This window comes from Pseudomonas sp. LB3P81 (assembly GCF_054897965.1).
Window position 1 is genome coordinate 1748183 of record NZ_JBUBVG010000001.1, and the last position, 24806, is coordinate 1772988.

Here is a 24806-nt window from a genome sequence, read left to right on the forward strand (position 1 = left end):
CGATTGCTTGATGAACGCTTGAATAAAGTTGTCGCTTAACGCACTCGGCGCAGGTACCCATCTGGCGCGACTGTGATCAGCAGCTTGCTGTGAATCGTCTGGTCGATCTCGAAATCGCGGTTTTCTTCCAGGTACGCCCAGACTGCGGTTTTCGGGTTGTCACCCTTGCCCCATGGACGATCCGGGAACGCATCTTCCGGCATGTCTTCGACCACGGTGTCCATGACCACGCAATAGCTGCCCACAGAGACCATTGGTGCATACAGACGCAGCTCTTCGAGGACGTGTTCGTGGGTGTGGTTGGAGTCCAGTACCACCAGCACTTTCTTGCCCTGAATGCGCTCGCGCACCTGATCGACGATGGCGGTGTCGATGCTCGAACCCTGAATCATCTGGATGCGTTTGCTCATCGGGTGAGCTTCGATCGCTTCACGGTTGTGCTGGCGAATGTCGATGTCGACACCCAGCACTTCACCATGGCCCATCAGTTCCAGGATCGATGCGTAAAACACCAGCGAGCCACCGTGGGCGATACCGGTTTCAACGATCACATCCGGACGCAGGTTCCAGATGATTTCCTGCATGGCGACCATGTCCTGAGGAAACTGAATGATCGGCCGGCCCATCCAGCTGAAGTTGTAGGTGTACTTGTGTTTGGCCGTGGTGCCGACCCAGCCCAGCGACTCGGCTTGCAACGCCTTGTCCTGCTGCAGGCCTTCGATGTTGCCTTTTACTTCTTCGCGAAACTGCTCATGGGGATTCATTGAAACGCTCCAGAAAAATGGGGAAACGGGTTACTTGAAGACCCTACCGTCGGAGTAAGGCACCGCGTTGGTCTTGATGATCCTGGCGGGGTTGCCCGCCACGACTGAAAAATCCGGAATATCCTTGGTCACGACAGCACCGGCACCGATGGTGACCCAGCGACCGATGCGCAAGCGCGGAAGAATGGTGGCGTTGGTGCCGATAAACGTGCCGTCGCCGATTTCCACGCAACCGGCGATGCACACGCCTGGCGCCATGAACACCGAGTGACCGATCTGCCCTTCATGCCCCACCACACTGCCGGCGCTGATGCTGGTGTTGTCACCCAGTGTCACTTCGGCTTGCATGATCACGCCTTCCTGCAGGTAACTGCCCTGCCCCATGCGGATCATGGTCAGGTCGATGCCGGGGTGGATGAACTGGCCCAGGGTGGCACCGGCCTCGATCAGCTCGCGGGTGGTCTCGTAGCGCAGTCGGGTGCTGCCGGTGATCAGGTTGACGAAACGCGCATCCGGCCCCTTGAGCTCGCCGACCAGCGCGGAACCGCCAATGACGGGCACACCAAAAAACGGTATCCCGTGTTTGTTTGGGTCATTGTCCAGAAACGCGAACTCGACGTCCGGCGTGCTGCGTTTCACTGCGTGCAGCATGCGCACCGCTTCCGGGTTGGCAGCGCCCAGCAAATACATCCTCACAGCGATTGCCTTTTTGCGAGCAGCGCACGCACCACATCCACCACTCGTGCCTGATCGGCGTCGGTCATGTCGTGATAACTCGGCAGGTTGAACGCGCGTTCCGGCAAGGCAAACGCTACCGGTGTATCGACATCGTGCTCGCTGAACATGGGCAACGACGACAGTGGCCAGAAGAACACCCTGGCGTCAATATCGGCGGCCTGGAAGGCGGCGATCATTTCGTCGCGATGAATCCCGGTCTCGGCATCGAACACCACGGTCGGCATCCAGTAACCGTTACGGGCGTGTGCAGGCTCGGGGTTCAGCGCAATACCCGGCAGGGATGCCAGCGCACGGGCGTAATTGGCGAAAATCGTCCGCTTGCGTTCGATCAGCTCCTCGATACGCTCGACCTGGGCGCAGCCGACGGCGGCTTGCAGGTTGCTCATCTTGTATTTGAAGCCCATGAACTCGGGCCAGAATTGTTTGGTGCTGCCCGCGACACGACCATGGTTGGACAAGGTCAGGACGCGCTCGTACAGGGTCTTGTCCGAGGTAACGAATATGCCGCCCTCCCCGGTGGTCATGGTCTTGGTGCCATGAAATGAAAACGCACCGAACGCTCCCATCGAGCCGGCCGCCTTGCCGCGCCACTGCGAGCCGATGGCTTCGGCGGCATCTTCGATAACCGCAATACCGTGCTCGCGACCGATCTCCAGCAATGCATCCATGTCGCACAGATTGCCGTAAAGATGAACCGCGAGAATGGCTTTGGTCTTCGGGGTAATTGCTTGCCTGACGAGCTCCGGATCCAGGCACCAGCTGTCCGCCAGAACATCGACAAACACCGGGGTAGCACCCAGATAGGTAATCGGTGCCGCCGAAGCGATCCAGTTGGTGTTGCCCAGGATCACTTCGTCACCCGCGCCGATCCCCAGCGCCGCCATGCCCATGTGCAGCGCGCCGGTGCAGCTGGAGGTCGCGATGGCATAGGTCGCCCCGAGGTGTTCGGCAAACCCGTGCTCGAAACGCGTCAGGTATTCGTAGCAACGCGCGCCCCAACCGTTCTGCACGGCATCCAGGGCATACCGGGCTTCCAGATCGCCGACGCTCGGTTTGGTGTAATGAATTCTGCTCATTGAATACTCAACTCCGGAACGGCAACGACAAACTGTGCGCCCCAAGCTTTGACCGAGGCGAATTGCTGGGTGATTTCAGGCAACAGGTTCCAGGGCAGAACCAGGATGTAGTCGGGTCGTTCGAGGGCGATACGCTCGGGCGAAACCACCGGGATCCGGCTGCCAGGCAAGAACTTGCCCTGTTTATGCGGATTGGCGTCGGCGACCCAGGCCAAAAGATCAGGCTTGACCCCGGCATAGTTGAGCAACGTGTTGCCCTTGGCGGCGGCGCCGTAACCGACCACACGCTTGCCATCGGCTTTGGCCTGCAACAGGAAGCGCAGCAGTTGGTGCTTGATGCTCTCGGCGGCCGGCGCGAGGGTCGCGTAATACTCGGGCGTTTTCACCCCGGCGACGAGTTCGGCGTGCAGTTGCTGAGCCACCGCAGGTCGCACGTCGCGACGAACGCCATCAGCGCGTTGAACGAAGACCCGCAGCGAACCGCCGTGGGTCGACAGCTGACTGACGTCGAACACTTCCAGGCCATTGCGTTCGCACAGCGTCTGCACGGCAGTCAGCGACAGGTAGGAATAATGCTCGTGATACAGCGTGTCGAACTGCTGGCCGGCCATCAATGTCAGCAGTTGCGGAAACTCGAAGGTCGCCACGCCGGTCGGCTTGAGCAGGGTTGCGAAGCCGCCGAGGAAATCATTGATGTCCGGCACGTGGGCCAACACGTTGTTGGCAGCCATCAGGTCGGCAGACCAGCCTTCGCTGACCAATTGCGCGGCGGTTTCACGGCCGAAGAACAACTCGCGAATCTCCAGGCCTTTTTCCCGCGCCGCTTGCGCGGTGCTGCGGGTCGGCTCAACGCCCAGGCAAGGGATGCCGCGACCGGCGACGTACTGCAACAGGTAACCGTCATTGGCAGCGATTTCCACCACACGGCTGTCGGCGGTCAGGCCGAAGCGCTCGACCATCTCGGCGACGTAGCGATCGGCATGCGCCAGCCAGGTACTGGAGAACGAACTGAAATAAGCATACTCGGCGTCGAACAGACTGTCGGCGCTGGTGTAATCCTCGGTCTGCACCAGCCAGCACTGCTGACATACCGCAACTTTCAGCGGCACCCATTGTTCGACTTGCTCCAGCTGGTCGGCACGGACGTAGGCATTCGACGGCGGCGACGTGCCGAGGTCGATCAGCGGCAAGGCCAATGGAGTACCGCAACCACGGCAGTTCATAGACGCACTCCAGCAAAGCGTTCATCGAGCAAGGGATGGCTGGCGTCCCTGGCCGACAGATTATTGACAGGCAACGGCCAGGCAATCGCCAGCCGTGGATCGTTTATCGACAAGCCGCCTTCGTGCTCCGGCGCGTAGTCGGCGCTGTGCAGGTAAAGCAATTCGGCGTCGTCGGTCAGGGTCTGGAAGCCGTGGGCAAATCCGGCTGGAATGAGCAGGCTGCGACCGTCGCCGGCGCGCAGGTGTTCGGCGTGCCAGTGCAGGAACGTCTTGGAGTCGGGGCGCAGGTCCACCGCCACATCCCAGACTTCACCGCGCAGGCAGGTGATCAGCTTGGCCTCCGGCGCGTTGGCATTCTGGTAATGCAAGCCACGCACACTGCCGCATGCGCGGGTGCAGGAATGGTTGATCTGGCGAATATGAAACGCCTGGCCGAAAGCGCTCAGGCTGCCTTCGCAGAACAACCGGGCGAAGTGCCCGCGATCGTCCTCGAAGCGTTTGTGCTGCACGCTGAACAAACCCGCCAGCGGCAGCGCTTTCAACAAAAATTCGCTCACAGCGCGCCTCGGTACAAGTTCAACTGGCTCAACGTGAATGCACGCATGTCGTCGCCGTTTTGCCAGGCCAGATGCCAATCGAGGGTCTGGGTCAGGCACTGTTGCAACGACCAGCGCGGTTGCCAGGCCAACAGTTGACGGGCGCGGCTGCTGTCCAGGCGCAAAAGGCCTGCCTCATGCAGTTCACTCGGCTCGATGCGCAATCCGCGCGATTGTGGCCAACGGTTGGCGAGCAGTTCGACCACTTCGCCGACGCTGCACATGTCCGCTTCGCTCGGGCCGAAGTTCCAGGCACCGGCGAACTCGGGGCCTCGTTCATAGAGACCGGCGGCCAGTTGCAGGTAACCGGCCAGCGGTTCCAGCGCGTGCTGCCAGGGGCGGACCGCTTGCGGGTAGCGCAGGGTCACCGGCTCATCCGCCGACCAGGCCTTGAGCACATCGGGAATCAGGCGTTCCGGAGCGAAGTCGCCACCGCCCAGCACATTGCCGGCCCGTGCCGTGGCCAGTGCCAGGCCGTGTTCGGCATAACGTTCAGCCGGGAAGAACGACGCGGCGTAGGACTGCGCGAGCAACTCGCAACAGGCCTTGCTGCTGCTGTAAGGATCGTGACCGCCAAGGGCTTCGTTTTCACGATACGGCCACAGCCATTCCTGATTGGCGTAGACCTTGTCGGTGGTCACCAGTACACAAGCGCGCACGCCGCCGACCTGACGGATTGCTTCGAGCAGATTCAGGGTGCCCATGACGTTACTGGAGTAAGTCCCCAACGGATCGCGATAACCCTCGCGCACCAGCGGTTGCGCCGCCAGGTGAAGGACGATTTCCGGCTGGGTGTCGGCGATCAATTCGAGCAAGGCGCCCAGGTCACGCAGGTCACCGCGCTGATCGTTGATGCCTTCGTGAACACGCGCCAGTTTGAACAGGCTCGGCTCGGTCGACGGATCAAGGGAAAACCCGCTGACCTCGGCACCCAGGCTTTGCAGCCACAAGGCCAGCCAACTGCCTTTAAAACCGGTGTGCCCCGTCAACAGAACCCGTTTGCCCCGCCAGAACTCCGGACTCAGTCCCATTGCTTCCATGGGGCCTCCCCGCTCAACCACAGTTGCTCAAGGTGGTTTTTGTCACGCAGAGTGTCCATTGGGTGCCAGAAACCGTCGTGCTGGAACGCGGCCAATTGACCACTGCTGGCCAGGCCGGTCAAAGGTTCGGATTCCCAGACCGTCTCGTCGGCAGTAATCAGCGGAAGCACCTTGGGTGACAACACAAAGAAGCCGCCGTTGATCCAGCCACCATCACCGCGCGGCTTTTCGGTAAAACCGCGGACAAGGTCACCGTCGCGCTCCAAGGCTCCGTAACGACCGGGCGGCTGGACCGCCGTGACTGTGGCGAGTTTGCCGTGGGACAAATGGAAATCCACCAGTGCACCGATGTTCAGATCGGACACTCCGTCGCCATAGGTGAAGCAGAACGCGTCTTCGTTTTCCAGGTAGCGGCTGGCACGACGCAAGCGCCCACCTGTCATGGTGTCTTCGCCCGTGTCGATCAGGGTCACGCGCCATGGCTCGCTGTAGTTCTGGTGAACGTCCATGCGGTTATTGCACATGTCGAACGTGACGTCGGAGGTATGCAGGAAATAGTTGGCGAAGAAGTCCTTGATCGCGTAGCCCTTGTAGCCCAGGCAAATCACGAAATCATGGATCCCGTGAGCGGAGTACTGTTTCATGATGTGCCAGAGAATTGGCTTGCCGCCGATTTCAATCATTGGCTTGGGTTTGAGGTGCGACTCCTCACTGATGCGCGTGCCCAGACCACCCGCCAAAATAACTGCCTTCATCGTCTCCCCTCTTGTTCGTCAAAGGGCTCAGCCAAGCTGTATCAAGCTTTTGCGGGCCGTCTGGATAAAACCTTCAATGCCGGTCAGGGCGCTTCTGGATTCACCGGAAGTGCTCGTTTTATGGCGATATCGGGGGGACTTGCAGGAAACGCGCCAGCTCTTTCTCCAGGGTGGGCTGGGTATGAAACGTAAAAGCCAGGCAGTGCAGGCCTGATGCTGTTTACCTGGCTGGCGGTTCGAGGGTTGGGGTTGGGGTTGGGGTACATATCCGTTTCTGCGGTAACGGCCGCTGACGGTTTCGCTTTTACAGCGAGTCACTTGGAAGAGCCCCAAGTAACCAAGGGCTTTTGCCCCTTTCGTTCGGTGCCTCGCTGTGGCTCGGCATGCCCTCGCTCCGGTCCTGCTCCGTGGGCCCGCCGCCATCGGCCATCCATGGCCGGGGGCGGCTAACCCGGCATCCATGCCGGGTTGCCCACTGCGCAGGACCTCCACTCGGCCTCTCGAGGGGGCGTGCACCGCAAGATCAAAAGCTGCAGGCGAGCTAACGCTCGACCTGATGAGTGGTGAAAAGCCAAAGCCGTACGCCGATCCACTGTGGGAGCGGGCTTGCTCGCGAAGGGGCCGTGTCAGTCGACATCAATGGCGGATGCCAAACCGCATTCGTCGGAACGCCGCCCGGAGCAAGCCCGCTCCCACATTTGGTTCCTTTTCGGCGTTTGGAAAAGGGACTCGCCGTAAGGGCGAAACCGCCAGCCGCCGTTACCACAGCAACGGATATGTACCCCATCAAAAAACGCGCCGCCTGACACACAGCCTTCGCGAGCAAGCCCGCTCCCACAGGGTTCCGGGTACATCCGCAAGGCCAGGTCAGCCACCCGCCCCACAACCGAAATGCACATGCCGAGCCTGGGCGAGGCACCGGATCAGGGGCAAGAGCTTTTGGTTACTTGGCGCTGGGCGGCGTTCCGTTTTTCCAAGTGACCCGCCGGCCGTTACCGCACCAACAGATATGCACCCGATCGCAATAGAATCCCCGGATCAGTTCGGCAACCAACCCTCAGCCCAGTAATTCAGATTGTTACCCCGCAGCATGTAGTCACGCAGCACTTCCTCGCGCAGCGCATCACCCATGCGATAACTCGCATCCGGGTCAGCCAGGTGCATACGAATCGCCTCAAGCCATTCCTCGGTGCTGTTGCTCACCACCTTGGTACACGGCAAGTAACCACGATAGGCCTCGGTGTCCGTGCAGATCACCGGGTAACCGCAGGCACCGTACTCCAGCAGCCGCAAGTTGCTCTTGCAGTCGTTGAAGATGTGGAACTCCAACGGCGCCAATGCCAGATCGAGGTTCAGGCTGGCCAGTTTGGCGGGGTAGGCCTGCAGGCCGACGGCCGGATGGAATTCATGTACGTAAGGCTTGAGTGCCGGCGGGCACATGCCGAAAAACACCCATTCGACTTCATCCGCCAGCAGGCGAACGACATCGGCAATGATCGCCAGATCCCCATCATGACTGGTCCCTCCACCCCAGCCGACCCTCGGCTTGCGGGACGTACGTCGCTGACTGCTCAGACCGGTCCACAGATGCGGAGCGAGCATGTTTGGCACCACACGAATATCGTCATGCATACCGTTGAGAGCATCGGCCAGCGGCTGGGTCGACACCACTACCCGGTCACACAGCCCGATCGCACGCCGCACGATCTGTTCAACGCCGACGGTGGCCTTGCGCACGTGAGCATTTTTCTTGGGAACATCGATGACGTAGTCATCAAGCTCGAAGATCCGGAAAGCCCGGGAGCTGTTCCTGACCCGCTCCACTTCATCCACCGCGCTCTGACTGTAGCGTCCCTGCAGGATGATGACGTCAGGCGACTGGCGCTCCAGGTCAATGTCCGAGGGTGTATGGAAAGCAAGGTTACCGAGCACTCGCCCCGCGGCTTCCAGCTCCAGAAACGGCTGGGTGACACGGTAATGCCCCACCGCGGTCTCGTTGATCGGAATCGCCAGAACCCGCGGCAGCATGTGACGGGTAAAAGGATTCCAATCGTTCTTGAAACCAGGTTCAAGGCTGAAATTATTGGTGTTGAGGCTCAGGTTGACGTTGTACGCAGGATCTCTGGCGATGATCGGCAGCCAGCGCTGATAAAAACACGTGTGCTCAGCCACCAGCGTTGACGCCACCGGCCCGTTCTCCGTCTCGGCAGCCACGCTGACCGATTCGGCATACGGTGTCCAGACCACCAGATATCCCTTCTGCCTGACACGCAGGCAGAAATCAGGGCCGCTGAGCCTTTGGGAAAAGGCCTGATCGTCAAACCCTTGGAGTTCATCGAACACTTGCTTGCGGACCAGCAGGCATTCGGGGCTCACAGCACTCAAGTTCTGCACCGCTTGCTGACGCTGCATGTAACCCGGGGCGGTCACCACTTCCCCGCGCCAAGGCACGCCGACAGGCCCGCGCATTCCCAGTACCAGCGCCGAACCTTCAATGCGTCCTTGAGGGCTGACCATTCGGCCGCCAACGACCCCCACTTCCGGACGCAAGCCGTGATTCAGCAGTTCGCCAAGCCAGTCGCGGTTGACGATCAGGCTGTCCGGGCTGAGCAACAGCACATACTCGCCGCGAGCCTGAGCAACCGCGAAGTTCTGCGCCGCGGCCGGGTTATCGGGGTAATCGCAGCGCAGCACGCGCAATTTTTCGCCGCCCATTTGCGACATGGCGGCCAGCCAGTCCCGAGCCTCGATCGAGGTGCTTGCGTTGTCCACGATCAACAATTCGTAGTGAGCATACGCCGTGTGCTCCAGCACACTCTCGATGCAGCGCTGAAGCGGGCCGAGCCGGTCCCGCATCACCACAACAATGGACACCAACGGCTGAAAGCCATGGTGGTAGTCAATTCGATTGATCAGCGGCACGCTGCCCTGCCGGACCTCATGTGCAGCGCCGATACGATCAAGGTGCGCGGTCAGTACTTGGGCGTTCTGCTCGATAACCTGCGGCAGAGCGAGCCATTGCGACAGGCCGAACGAGGACTCGACCAGCACTTGGGCGACATGCTCCACGACATGCGCGCCGTGGTTTTCAACGAGCCGCCAGACCAGATCATGGGGGCTGAGTTCGGCGAAGTCCGGGTTGAAACCACCGGCGTCCACAAAGCGCTGACGCTGAATGGCCAGTGTCCGCCCGATGTAGGGATAACTGCGCAAAAGGTCCAGATTGAAATCGGATTTGAAGATCGGCTCCACCGACAACTCATTGCGCAGACCACCTTCATCGCTGTAAATGCACAACGCGTCGGCACTCTCGACCATGCGCTCGGCCAGGAGCAGCAAGGCCAGCTCATTCAGGCGATCACCCGCCCGCAGAAGATAGAACCAGTCCGCACCGTCCATTTGCATCAGCAGGACATTGAGCTGCTCAAGTCCGTCGCCTTGCAAGGTCACACGAATCAAGTTACCAGCAAGGGCACTGGCACGATTTTCACCGGAGAGCACCAACACCGTTTCGGCGGCATAGACCTGCCGTTCGATGCTCTCAAGTGTGACGCCCAGCGCCGCATCGTCGGCGTCGGCATCCATCACCACCGGTACAATTCGCGGCTGCCATGCCCACGAGGCAAGGCGCGTGGGCAACAGGCGCTGCTGGGCCGGGTTCAGGGTGCGACAGGCCAGCCATTGCTGGTACACATCAGCGAAGCTGTCACAGTTTTCACCCACCCGCGAACGTATCAAGGTCGCAGAAAAGCCCAGTGAACGACTCAGGGGCATTTCCTCCCAGGCATACGGCTCACCGAGGGCGGCGCTGGCCAGATCGATGTAGCGAACATGTCCCGGCGCAGGTGCCGGCTCGCCGCTGCGCACCTCCAGCATTTGGGTCAGCCAGCCAAGCTCGACCGTCACGGCCTGCTCGACTTCCAATTGATTGCTCATGCGCGCCGGGTGCAAGCGCTCGAAGCTGAGCACCTGTCCTATTACCGCCAGATTGCCGCGACGCAGCAGGCAGACAAACAAGGCAAAATCGAGGCGGGCGACAAACCCTTCACCGATCTGGGTCAAGGCAGGCAAGTACTCCAGCACCTGACAGGTACGCATCAGCGCGCCACTCAGATTGCTGAGAAAGTTGAGAGCCGTGCTTTCCAGTACATCCAGCAAGTCTTCGCCCTTGAACAGCGTATCCCCCGAGGCAAAGCTGGTGTTCTCCAGCCGCTCGGGAAGCAGCAGGTAATCGCCGTCGCAATACTGACGCTGGGCAATCACCAGGTTCACATCGTCATGATCGATGAAACCCTGCACCTGACGGGCAATACACTCAGGCAGCAATTGATCGTCATCACAGAGAAACTTGAGGTACTCCCCGGTTGCCTGCTCGGCGCAGGCGATCAGATTACCCTTGAAACCCAAGTGCCGATCATTGCGCACATAGCGCAGCGTCAAGCCTTCCGGCACCATGCAGGCCTGGACCAGGTCATGGATTTCGTCGCTATTGCTGTCGTCACAGACAATCACTTCAAGCGACGCATAAGTCTGATTCAGAGCACTTTGCAGCGCGGCCTTAAAGTACGGCGCGTTGTAGGCGGGAATGGCGATGCTGACAAGAGGAGCTGGTTTCACGGCGGGGGAACTCTCGAGCGGCGGGCGCTCACTCTGGAACGAGTGGAGCAGCCCTGAACCGCTGAAAAAAGACGGTTTGCACTCGGTGCCTCAACCCTCGCGCCAATAGCGCGAAGGCCTCGACTCATACTTTGTTGAACAGCCCCAACTGAGCGATTTTGCTGAACGCCAATTGCGAGGCCTGCAGCATGGTTTGCTGCAAGGTCAAGCGGGTCATCACCGTGGCCGGGTCCGAATCACGGATCGCCCCCTGGGTCTGAGTGTTGGCCAGCACCAGGCTCTGGTTGATATCGGTCTGGGTCGTCAGCGACGCGCCACGGCCACCCACGGAACTGAGGCCGGAGGTCAACTGGTCGGTGCCACTGGCCAGGTTGCCAATGCCCGAAACCATTGCCGCGTTCAGTTTTTGAATGGCCACCGGATTGTTGTTGGTCGGTGTCGACAGCGCGGTTTTCAGCTGGCTAACGGTGTCCAGAATGTTCTGCGTCTGGTGAGTGTTGACCGCAACAGAGAACTGGTCACCGGCAAACATCGTCGGCGCCGGCGTCCCGCTCAGCGTAAAGTCGACACCCGATGCGCTGGCGACGTTGCCCGCCAGAACGCCGCTGGAAACCGGCTTGCTGTTCGCGGTCAGAGGCGCGGCATACAAATCGAAAGCGGTAGGACTGCTGAACTTGAGAATCGCCGCCCCCTCCGGGAAGCTGGCGTGGTAGGCAGCGCTGTTGGTGATTGTGGTGTTGGTGACCACCTCTGTCGACACGTTGCCTGGAGCACGGGACGCATTGAAGCTGTCCGGCTTGGCTGCCAGGGTGAAACTGTAGTTGTTGGCGAACACGGTTGCCGGAACATCACCTGATTGCATGTTGATGTTCAACTTCAGATCAACACCACGGAAATTGATCGTCTGCGTGACCGCACCACCGCTGGAACTGAACACGCCATTTCCAGAAGCCTCAGACGTGACGTCGTTACCCAGCGAATCCCGGACTTCCAGTTGCGTAGGGCTGAGAAAATTCACGGTGTAGGGTTCGCCACCGCGGAATTTGGCGTTGTAGGTCACGTCCGAATTCACCTGACCATCGGAGAGCACCACACGACCGCCATCGACGGCAGGCGTGGGCGAGGTCATGGTGGATTGCGTGCGGCTGGTGTTGATCGCTTGCTGGAACACAGCCCAACCGGTGCTGTTGGTGGCCATCGACTGGGTATCGCCAATCGGCAGGTCCAGCGTGACTTGATCACCGTTATAGCTGTAGGTGCCGTCGGTGTTACGCGTGAACGGAACGGTATCGCCCTTGGAGCCGGCGAAAATGTATTTGCCGTTTTCGTCCTTGGTGTTCATCAGGCTCAACAGCTGCTCTTCGATCTGGCCGAGCTCCGAAGCGTTGGCCTGGCGGTCGGCATCGGTATAACCGGCGCTGCCGGCACCCAGGGCGAGTTCCTTGGCACGTTGCAGCACATTGCCGATGCTGGTCATCACCGCTTCAGTCTGGCCAAGCGTGGCTTTGATCGTCGTAATGTTGTTCGTGAACTGATCGAGCATCGAAGCCTGCTGACCCAATTGCAGCAGACGCGAGGCGCCAACCGGATCATCGGCGGCGGTGTTGACGCGAACCAGGCTGCTCGCCTCTTCGCTGCTCTTGACGATGTTGGCGAAATTCTTCTGATAGTTCGCAGCCGAGGACTCGTAAAACTGGGCGGTAGAAATGCGCATGGGCTACGACTCCTTAAAGACTGTTGATCAGTGTGCTGAAGGTTTCCTGCGCAGCCTTGATGATCTGCGAAGACGCGGTGTAGTACTGCTGATATTTGACCAGGTTGCCGGTTTCCTCGTCGAGGTCGACACCCGAGAGCGAATCGCGCGCGTTCTTGGCATTCGCCAGGATGGCGTCGGTCGCCGCACTGTCGAGCTTGCCCTGTGCAGCCTTGGAACCCACGCCCTCGACCAGTTTGCCGTAAGCGTCGTTCAGGGAAATACCTTTGCTGGCCGAGCCGGTGTCCACGGTCTGCGCGGTCTGCAAGCCGGCCAGTGCGGTGCCGTTACGGTTGTCCAGGCTGCCCGGCTGACTGAGCGAGACGTTGATCCCCGCGCCGTTGCTTGGGGCGCCGGCGATGGTCATGCTGAAGGCTGCGGCGTACTGAGTGGCGGGCGCAGGCGGGATCGGTGCCCCCGCAGCGTCCGTGAGCGGAATGCTCAGGTTCAGGGTGTTGCTCTCACCTGGCTTGATGGTGCCGCTGCTGATCACCCCCCCCTTGGCATCCAGGAACTGGTAGGTCTGACTGGTGCCGGCGGCGGACACGGCGCCAAACACAATCTTGGTCGGCGTGGAGTTTTTCAGGCCGTTCTGCATCGCGGTGGTGGTGGCCGTGTCGTAGATGTCGAACTGGGTGGTCAGTGTCGGTTGACCGCTGGCCGGAATCGTCAGGGTGCCATTGCCACTGCCGCTCGCCGCAATAGCCGCGCCCAGGGGCGCCGCGATGGCCAGACGCTTGGAGTCGGTCATCTCGGTCTTGATGTTCGCCGCAGCATCGCGGGTCGGGGTGATCTTGAAGGTGTCGCCCGCCGTGGCAGAAGCCGCGTTGAACTTCAGCTCGAAGCCGTCGATGACCGGTGCCGTTGCCGGCGCCGCCGTGCTGAAGGTGCCCATCGGCGAGTTGTCCGGCAGGCGCTGAACGGTGTAGTCGGTAGCCGTGGTGAACGTGACCTTGTAATCGTTGATGGTCAGCTTGCCAGTGTCCTTGATGCTCACATCGAAGTTGCCGGCGCCCACGTTGCTGGTGCTGGCGATGCTGCGCTCAGAGACCAGCTTGGCCGTGTTGATGTTGGTGAACAGGTTCGAACCGAAGTCACCGTTCTTGTCGATGCCCTGGGCCTGCAGGCCGTTCATCTTATCGGCGACGACCAGGGCAACACGGCCCAATTCGTTCATGGCCGGGTCCAGCACGGTGCTGCGATAACGCAGCAGACCGCCGATTTCGCCGCCGGTCACGATCGACGTGATGTCGATGGTGCTCGAGCCGCGATTGAGCTGCAGCGCCAGACGGCCCGGATCGTCTTTGCTTGGCACCGTCTCAAGTTTGTTGACCGTGTTGCCCATGACCAGCGGCTGGCCGCTGCCCAGGTAAATGTCGAGGCTGCCTTCACGCTCCACCACTTGAGCACCGGTGAAGGTCGACAGTTGGCGCACGGTTTCGTTACGCGCGTCGAGCAGCTCGTTCGGCATGCCGCCGGAGCTGGAAACCTCGGAGATCCTCTGGTTCAACTGCGCCACGGTAGTGGCCAGCTTGTTGACCTGATCCGCCATGTTCGTCAGGCTGCCGTTGATGTTGGCATTCTGCTGGTTCAACTGCGTGGAGACCGAGTTGAAACGATTGCTCAAGGCCTGGGTATCGCTGAGCAGCAACTGGCGGGAAGCATCGTCACCCGGCTTGGCGTTGACGTTCTGCACCGAGGCAAAAAACTTGGTCAGTGCGCCGTTCAGGCCAGTGCTGGTGTCGGAGAGCAATTTGTCCAGCGGCGTGACCTGATTCAGGTAGGCGGCCGAATCGCTGTTGAGCGAAGTGGTGGTCTGCAACTGCGCATCGAGGTAGCTGTTGTACACCCGACGCACATCGGCCAGCGTCGTGCCGGTGCCGATGTACACGTTGCCGAACTGCTGCGAGGCTTTAGTGCCCTGCACTGTTTGCTGGCGTGAGTACCCGGCGGTGTCGACGTTGGCAATGTTGTTACCGGTGGTCATCAACGAGGATTGACCAGCGGCCAGACCCGACATCCCGATATTGAGCAAACTCATGGTTCAGACCTTAATCCTGGTGCCTATAAAGGCGTAGTGGAAACGCCCGCCGCAGCGTAGTTCTGGTAACTCGTCATCTGCTTGGCTATCTGCGAAATCTTGCTCGCGTAGTCCGGGTCGGTTGCGTAACCGGCCTTCTGCAACTCGCGTACAAACTGTTCCGGGTTATCGGCCGACTTCACGACATCTTGATAGCGATTGTTGGTTTGCAGCAAAGTCACAAGGTCATGGAAGCTGTCCTTGTAAGAGTCGTAGGAACGGAACTCGGCCGTCTCCTTGACCATCGCGCCATTCCTGAATTCGCTGGTGATCGCGCGTGCCGAATTGCCCTGCCAGTTACTGCTGGCCTTGATGCCGAACAGGTTGTGGCTGCTGCTGCCATCCTGTGCGCGCATGACCGACTTGCCCCAACCGGTTTCCAGCGCCGCCTGAGCCACGAGGTAACGCGGATCGACCCCAATGCGCTCTGCGGCTTCCTTGGCCATCGGCAACATGGTGTTGACGAACTGGTCGGCGGAACTGAAGGCTTTCTTCGCGGGCGCCAAAGGTATTTGAGCCATGGCACGACCATGAATCTGCAGGCCGGCGCCCGATGACGCTTGCGCATTTTCCAGCCAGTCGCCGTTGTACAACGGCCCTGAACCGGTAGGCGTGCTGCGCTCCGGCCGCTGAATCCTGTTGGCTGCCGCGGCTGTCGCGGCCGTCGTCGTGGCGGAAGGCACCAGACCTGCGAGCAAACGGTCAGCCAGTTTCGGTGGCAACGCCAGACGCCGTTGATTGATCAGTTCCATGTCATTGCGATGCGCGCCTTCGCCCGCCGCTTGCGGTGCATGGATCGCACGCGACGCCCACAGCGGACGCTGGCCATTGAGGCGCGACAACGGCCCGTTGACGGCGACCGTACCGGCCGCAATCGGCGTTTCCACGGCGGCTTTCGCGGCCGCCTGCTTGGCCGCCGATGCGGCAGCCGCTTCGCCCGGCGCCAGCGGTTTGTTCTTCGACATCTGACGCATCAGCACGTCCGCCAGACCAATACCACCGCCCTCGCGGGACATGGAAACGGCCAACTGCTGGTCGTACATTTCCTGATACTGCTTGGCCGCCGGGGTGTTGAGCGGATTGTCCTGACCCAGCGCTTCGGTGGCCGAGCGCATGGACTTGAGCATTTCACCAAGGAACAGCGATTCGAATTCCTGCGCCACCTTGCGCATGTTTCCGTCACTGTCCTTGTCGCCGACCTTGAGCTGGTTCAGGCGATTGAGGTCCGAATAGGACCCCGAATCGCTGCTGCTGACCAGACCGCTCTTGCGCATATCCATGGTCGCCGTCCTCAGATCACGATCAGGTCGGCTTGCAACGCGCCGGCCTGCTTCAGAGCTTCGAGGATGGCCATCAAGTCACCCGGTGCCGCGCCGACCTGGTTCACCGCACGCACGATCTCGTCGAGGGTGGTGCCCGGACCGAACTTGAACATCGGCTTGGCTTCCTGCTGGGCGTTGACCCGCGAGCGTGGCACGACCGCCGTCTGACCATTGGACAGAGCGTTGGGCTGGCTGACGATCGGGTCTTCGGTGATGGTCACGGTCAGGCTGCCGTGAGTCACGGCGGCCGGGGACACCTTGACGTTCTGGCCGATCACGATGGTGCCGGTACGGGAGTTGATGATGACTTTCGCCACCGCCTGACCCGGATCGACTTCGAGGTTTTCAAGGATCGACAGGTAGTCGACCCGCTGGCTCGGATCCAGTGGCGCCGTGACGCGAATCGAACCGCCGTCGATGGCCTGGGCCACACCAGGGCCGAGCATGTCGTTGATCTTGTCGACGATGCGCTTGGCGGTGGTGAAGTCGGAACGGTTGAGGTTCAGGGTCAGGCTGTTGCCCTGGTTGAAACCGCTCGGCACCGAACGCTCAACCGATGCACCACCGGGAATTCGACCGGCCGACGGAACGTTGACGGTGATCTTCGAACCGTCGCGACCTTCGGCGTCGAAACCGCCGACCACCAGGTTGCCCTGAGCGACCGCGTACACGTTGCCGTCGATACCCTTGAGCGGCGTCAGCAGCAAGGTGCCGCCACGCAGGCTCTTGGAGTTGCCGATGGAGGAAACGGTGATGTCCACCTGCTGACCGGGCTTGGCGAAGGCCGGCAATTCGGCACTGATCGACACCGCCGCGACGTTCTTCAGCTGCACGTTGCCCGAACCTTCCGGCACCTTGATGCCGAACTGGGAAAGCATGTTGTTGAAGGTCTGCAGGGTGAACGGGGTTTGCGTCGTCTGGTCACCGGTGCCGTTAAGCCCGACCACCAGGCCGTAGCCGATCAATTGGTTGGAACGCACGCCGGAAATACTGGCGATGTCCTTCAGCCGCTCGGCTTGCACGCCAAACGACAGGGTCATCAACAGCGCAGCCGCTATCAGGTGCTTGAAGTTCAACGTGACCACCTAGAAAGGGAACAGCGGGCTGAGGAAGAAACGGTCGAACCAGCCTGGCTGACTCGCATCGGCAAACGAGCCGGTGCCCGAGTAGGTGATGCGTGCATCGGCGACGCGGGTCGACGACACGGTGTTGTCGGTGGCGATGTCATCGGCCCGGACGAGGCCGGCAATCCGTACCAGCTCATCACCGGTATTGAGGGTCATCCACTTCTCGCCGCGCACGGCAATGATGCCGTTGGGCAAGACGTCGGCGACGGTCACGGTGATCGAACCGGTCAGGCTGTTACCCTGTCCGGCCTTGCTGTCGCCCTTGGTCGCGCGGTCGCCTTCGTAACTGGCGTCCAGGCTCAGGCTACCGCTGCCCACTGGATCACTGGTGCTCAGACCACCGCCGAAAAACGACTTCAGGCCGATGTCGGCCTTGCTGTTTTTGCCTATTTGCGAGTTGGCGTTCTTGCTGGCCTGGGTCTTCTCGTTCAGGGTGATGGTGATGATGTCACCGACCCGGAAAGCCTTGCGGTCGCTGTACAGGTTCTGTTCAAAACCGGCCTGATAGATCGAGCCGTTATTCGCGGCAGCCGGCAACGGCGTACGCGGCAACACCGGGGCGTAGTAAGGGTCATTGGGCTTGGGCGGCGGGGCAACGCAACCCGCGACCACGACGGCCCCACTCAGTGCCAGAACAGATACAAAGCGATTCATGACCCTACCTCACGGTGTTGCAGGCGACCTCATGGCCGCCTCATAGACTTGATTACAGATTCTGCGTTACGAACGAGAGCATCTGGTCGGCGGTGGAGATCACCTTGGAGTTCATCTCGTAGGCGCGCTGAGTGGTGATCATGTTGACCATCTCTTCAACGGTGCTGACGTTGGACGTTTCCAGGGTGTTCTGCAGCGTGGTGCCGAAACCGGCCAGGCCTGGCGTACCGACTTGCGGCGCGCCGCTGGCGGCGGTTTCCAGGAACAGGTTGTTACCCACGGCTTGCAGGCCGGCCGGATTGATGAAGTCGGCGGTTTGCAGGTTGCCGATCACCTGGGCGGCCGGGTTGCCGGCGATGGTGATGGACACGGTACCGTCGCGACCGACCGTGAAGGTCTGGGCTTCGTTCGGGATGACAATCGCCGGCTCCAGGGCGAAGCCGCTGGCGTTGACGATCTGGCCGGTGGAGTCGAGGTGGAACGTGCCGTCACGGGTGTAGGACGTGGTGCCGTCCGGTTGCAGGATCTGGAAGAAACCGCGACCGTCGATGGCCATGTCCAACGGCTGCTCGGTGGTTTGCAGGCTGCCGGCGCTGAAGTTTTTCTGGGTGCCGACGATGCGCACACCGGTACCCACTTGCAGACCCGACGGCAGTTCGCTGTCCTGGGTCGACTGGGCGCCTGGCTGGCGTTTGATCTGGTACAGCAAGTCCTGGAACTCGGCACGGTCACGTTTGAAACCCGTGGTCGACACGTTGGCCAGGTTGTTGGAAATGGTGGTCAGGTTGGTGTCCTGGGCGGACAGACCTGTTTTGGCAACCCATAGAGCCGGAAGCATTCGATTCTCCTCGTGCGCCTGTTTTACGGCGCGACGTTCTGATAATTAGCTGATCTGCAAGACCCGAGCCATGGCCTGGTCGTCATCTTTGGCGGTGTTCATCATCTTGATGTGCAATTCGAACTGCTTGGCCAGGGCCAGTACCGAAGTCATCTCTTCCACGGCATTGACGTTGCTCGACTCAAGGAACCCGGACACCAGCTTGACGTTGGCATCGGCCTGTGCCGGCTTGCCGTCCTTGGTGTGGATCGAACCGTCCAGGCCCTTGGTCATGTTCTTGAAGTCCGGGTTGACCAGCTTGATGCGGTCGACTTCCGCCATCACGCGAGGACCTTCGCCCATCGCCCGGATGCTGACGGTGCCGTCCTCGCCGACTTCGATTTGCTGCTCGGGCGGCACGGAGATCGGCCCGCCATTGCCCATCACCGGCATACCGTTGCCGGCGCGCAATACGCCCAGGGCGTCGACGTTGAGGCTGCCGGTGCGCACGTAGCTTTCGCCACCATCCGGGTTCTGTACGGCGATCCAGCCATTGCCCTGCACCGCGACGTCGAGGTCGCGACCGGTTTGTACCAGGGAGCCCGCGGAGAAGTCGGTGGCCGGACGTTCGGACATTGCAAACGCACGCGCCGGAAAGCTGTCACCGAACACCGGCATCGAACGCGCCTGCTCCAGGTCTTTCTGGAAACCGTTGGTGGAGATGTTCGCCAGGTTGTTCGCATGAGCCTTCTGCGCCAGTGCATTCTGGCTGGCGCCGGTCATTGCCACATAAAGGTACTTGTCCACACTCTTTCCTCTGCATGCCGGACGTTTGCCGCCCACCGCTGTACTGCTGAGCCATAAGCAATTTGCAGACCAACTTTTTTCTGGCGGCGCAGGGCCCGGCAAACAAAGGACTTGAGGGGTTTAGAGGGGAATGGGGGATTGTGTCGAGTCGAAAAACCGGCGGTGTTATGCCGCTTCGCGGCAAAGATCGCAGCCTTCGGCAGCTCCTACAGGAATTACGCCATCCCAATGTAGGAGCTGCCGAAGGCTGCGATCTTTTGATCTTCAGCTGTTGTCCTTGCCAACCTCATACTCACGCAATTTATTGGCAATGGTCGTATGCGAAACCCCCAACCGCTTGCCCAGTTGCCGACTGCTCGGATGCTCTGAATACAAACGCTCCAGCACCGCTTTTTCAAAACGCCCGACAATCGCATCCAGCCCGCCCTCGAGCGAGAAATCGCCAAGCGGCTGACGCACGCCATAGTCCGGCAAGCGAATGTGTTCAGCCTTGACCGTCCCGCCCTCGCACAACGAAACCGCCTGGAACAGCACGTTTTCCAACTGCCGAACGTTACCCGGCCAATGGTAGTGACTGAGCCGCTCCATAGCCGCCGGCGCCAGTTTCGGCAGCGGGCAACCGATCTGCCGACTGGCCTGATCGAGGAAGTGCTCCACCAGCGGCGTCAAACCATCCAGGCATTCGCGCAGCGGCGGGATGTGCAACGACAGCACGTTCAAGCGGTGATACAAATCCTGGCGGAACTCGCCTCGCGCGCACAATTCCGACAGGTCGACCTGAGTGGCGCAGATCACTCGCACATCCAGATAAACCTCTTCATCACTGCCTACACGACGGAAGCAACCGTCCTGCAGGAATCGCAGCAATTTCACCTGCAAGCGCGGACTCATTTCCCCGACGCCATCGAGAAACAGCGTTCCGCCCGCCGTCAGCTCCAGCAGCCCGAGCTTGCCTTCGGCACGGGCGCCTTCGAATGCGCCGGGGCCGTAGCCGAACAGCTCAGTCTCGGCCATCGATTCCGGCAGACCGGCGCAGTTGAGCGCCATCAACGGCGATTGCCCCCGCGGACTGGCCAGGTGACAGGCCCGCGCCAACAATTCTTTACCGGTGCCGGTTTCGCCTTCTATCAATAGCGGCGCATCCAGCGGCGCCATGCGCCGGGCTTCACGCACCACAGCGGCCATCACTTTCGAACTCTGGAAGATGCTGTCGAACCCGCGCAGCTCCTGTTTGCGTACGTTGTAGATGCGCTCCCCTACCCGATCGGCACGATGCAGCGTCAGTACCGCGCCGGCCATGGCTTCGCTGTCGTCGTGCTCCGATTGCAGCGGCGCGATGTCGGCCAGAAACACGTCGCCCTTGACCTTGACCCGCAGCCCGTTGATCCGCGACTTGTTGGCGCGCACCAGCTCCGGCAAATCGAAATCCTCGGCATAACGCGATAACGGAATCCCCGGCACCTCATCGACACGCACCCCGAGCAACTGCGCCGCCGCACGGTTCGCCGCGACGATCGAACCGCCCATGTCGATCGACAAAACCGGAAATTCCAGGGCGCCGAGCAAAGCATTGAGCTCCATGTGCCGACGCTCGCTGGGCATCAGCCCTACACGCTTGACGCCAAAGACCCCGGCAATCGACTCGAATTTCGGACGCAGCGCCTGGAACTGAATGTTGATCAGGTTCGGACAATGCAGGTAAATCGCGTTGCCATGCTCACCACCGACCTCGCCGCGAGCGACGTTGATCCCGTACTCGACCAGCAGGTTGAGAATGTCGCGAAGGATGCCGATGCGGTTCTGGCAGTGAACTTTGATACGCATATGAAGGCCCGAAAAAAGCGGTGAGTTGATGCCAGGCACGCAACCTGTGGGAACACTGCTGTCTATCAAGAAGCCTTCAAAAAAAGGTCATCAAGACAGTTGCTCCCACCTTGGAATTGCAGTGCACCCGGACGAGTTTTTTGCTGAGCTGCTCATTTAGTCGTCAAGATTATGTGACACCTGCGAGCCTTTTCAAACCCTGAAATCTCAAGCGCAGCGCCACAGCAGCCAATCCGTAACGATAACTTTACGAAAACCAACGATTTTTCCTACGCGCCACAGGACTGAGGTGCTGCAACGGCGCAATCCTTGAGGTATTTCTGAGTCCATAGCAGGACATAACAAGAACGAAATCCCCTAGCAGGAGAGCAGCATGAAGCAGACGCAATACGTGGCTCGCGAGCCCGATGCGCAAGGTTTTATCGACTACCCCGCCGAAGAACACGCGGTGTGGAACACGCTGATCACTCGCCAACTGAAAGTGATCGAAGGGCGTGCGTGCCAGGAATACCTGGACGGTATCGAAAAACTCGGTCTGCCCCACGACCGCATCCCGCAACTCGGCGAAATCAACAAAGTCCTCGGTGAAACCACCGGCTGGCAGGTGGCCCGGGTTCCCGCGCTGATTCCCTTCCAGACCTTTTTCGAATTGCTCGCCAACAAGCAGTTCCCGGTGGCGACGTTTATTCGTACCCGCGAAGAGCTGGATTACCTGCAAGAGCCGGACATTTTCCACGAGATCTTTGGCCACTGTCCGCTGCTGACCAACCCCTGGTTCGCTGAATTCACCCACACCTACGGCAAACTCGGCCTACAGGCTTCCAAGGAAGAACGCGTGTACCTGGCGCGTCTTTACTGGATGACCATCGAGTTCGGTCTGGTCGATACACCACAAGGCCAGCGCATTTACGGCGGCGGCATTCTCTCCTCGCCGAAAGAAACCGTTTACTGCCTGTCGGACGAACCTGAGCATCAGGCGTTCGATCCGCTGGAATGCATGCGCACGCCATACCGCATCGACATCCTGCAGCCGCTGTACTTTGTCCTGCCGAACCTCAAGCGTTTGTTCGACCTGGCCCACGAAGACATCATGGGCATGGTCAAGCAAGGCATGCAGCTGGGCTTGCACGCACCGAAGTTTCCGCCGAAAGCCGCGTGATCCGTAGCTTTTAGAATCAAGTGAGCCTGTCAGGAATCGACGCTTTGGTTTAGCGTGGAAACACTGACGGCCGATTTCCAATAATTCGATTTCAGGAACACATCATGTCCACATTGAACCAAGCCCATTGCGAAGCCTGCCAGGCCGGCGCCCCGCAAGTCAGCGACGAAGAGCTGCCGGTACTGATCAAGCAGATCCCCGACTGGAACATCGAAGTTCGCGACAGCATCATGCAGCTGGAAAAGGTTTTCCTGTTCAAGAACTTCAAGCACGCGCTGGCGTTCACCAACGCAGTCGGGGAAATCTCCGAGGCTGAAGGTCACCACCCGGGCCTGCTGACCGAATGGGGCAAAGTCACCGTGACCTGGTGGAGCCACTCCATCAAGGGCCTGCACCGCAACGATTTCATCATGGCCGCGCGCACTGACGAAGTGGCCAAGGACGCCGAGGGCCGTAAATAATGCATTTCGACGCCATAGGTCGAGTACCCGGCGACCCGATTCTCGGCCTGATGGAGGCCTATGCGCAGGACCCCAACCCGCGCAAATTCGACCTTGGCGTGGGCGTCTACAAGGATGCCTTCGGCCTGACGCCGATTCCCCAGGCCGTAAAGCTCGCCGAGCAGCGCCTGGTGGATCGTCAGACCACCAAAACCTACATCGGCGGTCACGGCGAACCGGCGTTCGGCAAAGTCATCAATGAGTTGGTGCTTGGCGCCGATTCTGCGCTGATCGCCGAACAACGGGCCGGCGTCACCCAGACCCCGGGCGGCACCGGTGCGTTGCGCTTGAGCGCGGACTTCATCGCCCAGTGCCTGCCGGGGCGCGGCGTGTGGCTGAGCAACCCGACCTGGCCGATTCACGAAACCATTTTCACCACGGCCGGGGTCAAGGTTAATCATTACCCTTATGTCGGCAGCGATAACCGTCTCGATGTTGAAGCGATGCTGGCGGTGCTCAATGAAGCGCCGAAGGGCGACGTGGTTTTGTTGCACGCCTGCTGCCATAACCCGACCGGGTTCGATCTGTCCCATGACGACTGGCACCGCGTGCTGGACGTGGTGCGGCATCGTGATCTGGTGCCGTTGATCGACTTCGCCTATCAGGGCTTCGGCGATGGCTTGGAACAGGATGCGTGGTCGACCCGGTTGTTCGCTGACGCGTTGCCGGAAGTGCTGATCACCAGTTCCTGCTCGAAGAACTTCGGCCTTTACCGGGATCGCACGGGGGCATTGATTGTCTGCGCGAAGACAGCCGAGAAGCTGGTGGATATTCGCAGTCAACTGGCCAACATCGCCCGCAACCTGTGGTCGACTCCGCCGGATCATGGCGCGGCCGTGGTGGCAACGATTCTTGGTGATCCGGAGCTGAAAAGTCTCTGGGCCGACGAAGTGGAAGCCATGCGTTTGCGTATCGCGCAACTGCGCAGCGGTCTGGTGGAAGCGCTGGAACCTCACGGTTTGCGCGATCGCTTTGCGCATATTGGTGTACAGCGCGGAATGTTTTCCTACACCGGGTTGACGCCTGCTCAGGTTAAACAGCTGCGTGATCACCACAGCGTTTACATGGTCGGCACTGGCCGGGCGAACGTGGCGGGTATTGATGCGACACGCCTGGATCTGTTGGCCGAGGCAATCGCTGAAGTCTGCAAGTAACCCGCTGCAACGGCGAGCTCCCTTGTGGCGAGGGAGCTTGCTCCCGCTCGAGCGCGCAGCGGTCGCAATCAATGCAACCGTGATCTATCAGAAACAATTCATTATCTGCATGGGGCCGCTTCGCAGCCCAGCGGGAGCAAGCTCCCTCGCCACAGTGGTTTCGCAAATCTCTGACAGACCTGTCTAGACAACCCCATCCGTCGAAACAAATGGATATAAAAGTCTTTTTGTCATTTCTCCTGCTGTATCCTTCTCAGGCTTTGTAAAAGCGCGGATCTACCAGAACTATCAACAGACTTTGCGAGGAGCGCGAAACATGCACGAGATCCCTAATCTCCCCTTCCCAAGCCTGCACGAACCTGAGCAGACACCCCCGCAACAAGCCGGCGCCCAACAGCCCGAGCCGAAGGAAGCCACTGAACGCCGCCAGGCTGACAGCGAAGACTGAAACACCCGCAATGCCAGACCGTGTGGAAAGCGCTAACATGCGCTTTCCACACTGCCTGAACCTCGAGTTCCACAACCATGACCGACGAATTCTCTCCTACTTTTAATGAAGAGCAGCAGGCCAGCGTCCTGATCGGCACCGCCGAGAAGATGATCGAGATCTGGAATCGCCTGTCCCCCGAGAAACAAGCCACCTTGCTCGCCCGTTTCGGCAGCGAAGAAAATGCCTTGGCCGCTCTGGTCACGACGCAACTGGTCGCCCCCGCCAAGCCCTGAATCACCGCCGCCCGGCAAATAGTTTTACTTTTCCCCGCCCCACGGCCGTTCGCGCCGCTATCATAAGCAGCCTATCT

The 24806-nt window shown here is 60.2% G+C and carries 21 protein-coding genes; 5 read left to right on the top strand and 16 right to left on the bottom strand.

From position 1 onward, the window contains the following. Positions 1-35 precede the first annotated feature (35 nt). The 16 genes from ACYZTL_RS08080 to ACYZTL_RS08155 all read right to left on the bottom strand — a co-directional run bounded on the left by ACYZTL_RS08080 (position 36) and on the right by ACYZTL_RS08155 (position 21193). Positions 36-764 (bottom strand): cephalosporin hydroxylase family protein, encoded by a 729-nt coding sequence (locus tag ACYZTL_RS08080; RefSeq protein ID WP_461951337.1) that lies wholly within the window; start codon positions 762-764, stop codon positions 36-38. 30 nt (positions 765-794) lie between these two features. After that, complete coding sequence (locus ACYZTL_RS08085) at positions 795-1460, bottom strand: acetyltransferase (RefSeq protein ID WP_461951338.1); 666 nt, start codon at positions 1458-1460, stop codon at positions 795-797. After that, the gene (locus ACYZTL_RS08090) at positions 1457-2578 is read right to left on the bottom strand and encodes a DegT/DnrJ/EryC1/StrS family aminotransferase (protein ID WP_461951339.1); all 1122 of its coding nucleotides are present in this window, start codon (positions 2576-2578) and stop codon (positions 1457-1459) included. The genes ACYZTL_RS08085 and ACYZTL_RS08090 overlap by 4 nt, the downstream gene beginning before the upstream one ends. After that, complete coding sequence (locus ACYZTL_RS08095) at positions 2575-3801, bottom strand: methyltransferase domain-containing protein (RefSeq protein ID WP_461951340.1); 1227 nt, start codon at positions 3799-3801, stop codon at positions 2575-2577. Before ACYZTL_RS08095 ends, ACYZTL_RS08090 begins: the two co-directional genes overlap by 4 nt. Then, positions 3798-4358 (bottom strand): dTDP-4-dehydrorhamnose 3,5-epimerase family protein, encoded by a 561-nt coding sequence (locus ACYZTL_RS08100; protein WP_461951341.1) that lies wholly within the window; start codon positions 4356-4358, stop codon positions 3798-3800. Before ACYZTL_RS08100 ends, ACYZTL_RS08095 begins: the two co-directional genes overlap by 4 nt. Beyond that, positions 4355-5437 (bottom strand): CDP-glucose 4,6-dehydratase, encoded by a 1083-nt coding sequence (gene rfbG, locus ACYZTL_RS08105; protein ID WP_461951342.1) that lies wholly within the window; start codon positions 5435-5437, stop codon positions 4355-4357. Before rfbG ends, ACYZTL_RS08100 begins: the two co-directional genes overlap by 4 nt. After that, positions 5419-6192: a glucose-1-phosphate cytidylyltransferase gene (gene rfbF / locus ACYZTL_RS08110; protein WP_461951343.1), complete on the bottom strand. Its 774-nt coding sequence runs from the start codon at positions 6190-6192 to the stop codon at positions 5419-5421. The genes rfbG and rfbF overlap by 19 nt, the downstream gene beginning before the upstream one ends. Before the next feature lie 1038 nt (positions 6193-7230). Further along, positions 7231-10809: a glycosyltransferase gene (locus ACYZTL_RS08115; protein WP_461951344.1), complete on the bottom strand. Its 3579-nt coding sequence runs from the start codon at positions 10807-10809 to the stop codon at positions 7231-7233. A 124-nt stretch (positions 10810-10933) separates the two neighbouring features. Next, positions 10934-12523 (bottom strand): flagellar hook-associated protein 3, encoded by a 1590-nt coding sequence (locus ACYZTL_RS08120; RefSeq protein WP_461951345.1) that lies wholly within the window; start codon positions 12521-12523, stop codon positions 10934-10936. A 13-nt stretch (positions 12524-12536) separates the two neighbouring features. Next, positions 12537-14603, bottom strand: coding sequence for a flagellar hook-associated protein FlgK (gene flgK, locus ACYZTL_RS08125; protein WP_461951346.1), 2067 nt, complete (start codon positions 14601-14603; stop codon positions 12537-12539). 23 nt (positions 14604-14626) lie between these two features. After that, positions 14627-15922 carry a flagellar assembly peptidoglycan hydrolase FlgJ gene (flgJ, locus tag ACYZTL_RS08130; RefSeq protein ID WP_461951347.1) on the bottom strand — a complete coding sequence of 432 codons (1296 nt, stop codon included), beginning with the start codon at positions 15920-15922 and terminating at the stop codon, positions 14627-14629. An 11-nt stretch (positions 15923-15933) separates the two neighbouring features. Then, on the bottom strand, positions 15934-17004 hold the full coding sequence (locus ACYZTL_RS08135) for a flagellar basal body P-ring protein FlgI (protein WP_461954286.1): 1071 nt from the start codon (positions 17002-17004) through the stop codon (positions 15934-15936). A gap of 45 nt (positions 17005-17049) precedes the next feature. Then, positions 17050-17745, bottom strand: a complete 696-nt coding sequence (gene flgH, locus ACYZTL_RS08140) for a flagellar basal body L-ring protein FlgH (protein WP_461951348.1) — start codon at positions 17743-17745, stop codon at positions 17050-17052. Positions 17746-17797: 52 nt separating this feature from the next. Further along, complete coding sequence (gene flgG / locus ACYZTL_RS08145; protein WP_461951349.1) at positions 17798-18583, bottom strand: flagellar basal-body rod protein FlgG; 786 nt, start codon at positions 18581-18583, stop codon at positions 17798-17800. Positions 18584-18628: 45 nt separating this feature from the next. Beyond that, a complete protein-coding gene (locus tag ACYZTL_RS08150; protein ID WP_008030482.1) occupies positions 18629-19369 on the bottom strand; it encodes a flagellar basal body rod protein FlgF in 741 nt (246 codons plus the stop codon). A gap of 264 nt (positions 19370-19633) precedes the next feature. Further along, positions 19634-21193 carry a sigma-54-dependent transcriptional regulator gene (locus ACYZTL_RS08155; RefSeq protein ID WP_461951350.1) on the bottom strand — a complete coding sequence of 520 codons (1560 nt, stop codon included), beginning with the start codon at positions 21191-21193 and terminating at the stop codon, positions 19634-19636. Positions 21194-21566: 373 nt separating this feature from the next. Between ACYZTL_RS08155 and phhA the strand changes: the two genes are divergently transcribed. From phhA to ACYZTL_RS08180, 5 genes are all read left to right on the top strand, one after another. Further along, on the top strand, positions 21567-22352 hold the full coding sequence (gene phhA, locus ACYZTL_RS08160) for a phenylalanine 4-monooxygenase (protein ID WP_461951351.1): 786 nt from the start codon (positions 21567-21569) through the stop codon (positions 22350-22352). A 104-nt stretch (positions 22353-22456) separates the two neighbouring features. After that, entirely contained in the window at positions 22457-22813 is a 357-nt protein-coding gene (locus tag ACYZTL_RS08165; RefSeq protein ID WP_461951352.1) for a 4a-hydroxytetrahydrobiopterin dehydratase, read from the top strand. Then, on the top strand, positions 22813-24006 hold the full coding sequence (locus tag ACYZTL_RS08170; protein ID WP_461951353.1) for an amino acid aminotransferase: 1194 nt from the start codon (positions 22813-22815) through the stop codon (positions 24004-24006). The genes ACYZTL_RS08165 and ACYZTL_RS08170 overlap by 1 nt, the downstream gene beginning before the upstream one ends. 316 nt (positions 24007-24322) lie before the next feature. Continuing rightward, complete coding sequence (locus ACYZTL_RS08175) at positions 24323-24454, top strand: hypothetical protein (RefSeq protein ID WP_461951354.1); 132 nt, start codon at positions 24323-24325, stop codon at positions 24452-24454. Between the two features lie 77 nt (positions 24455-24531). Beyond that, positions 24532-24729: a hypothetical protein gene (locus ACYZTL_RS08180; protein WP_461951355.1), complete on the top strand. Its 198-nt coding sequence runs from the start codon at positions 24532-24534 to the stop codon at positions 24727-24729. Positions 24730-24806: the final 77 nt, after the last annotated feature.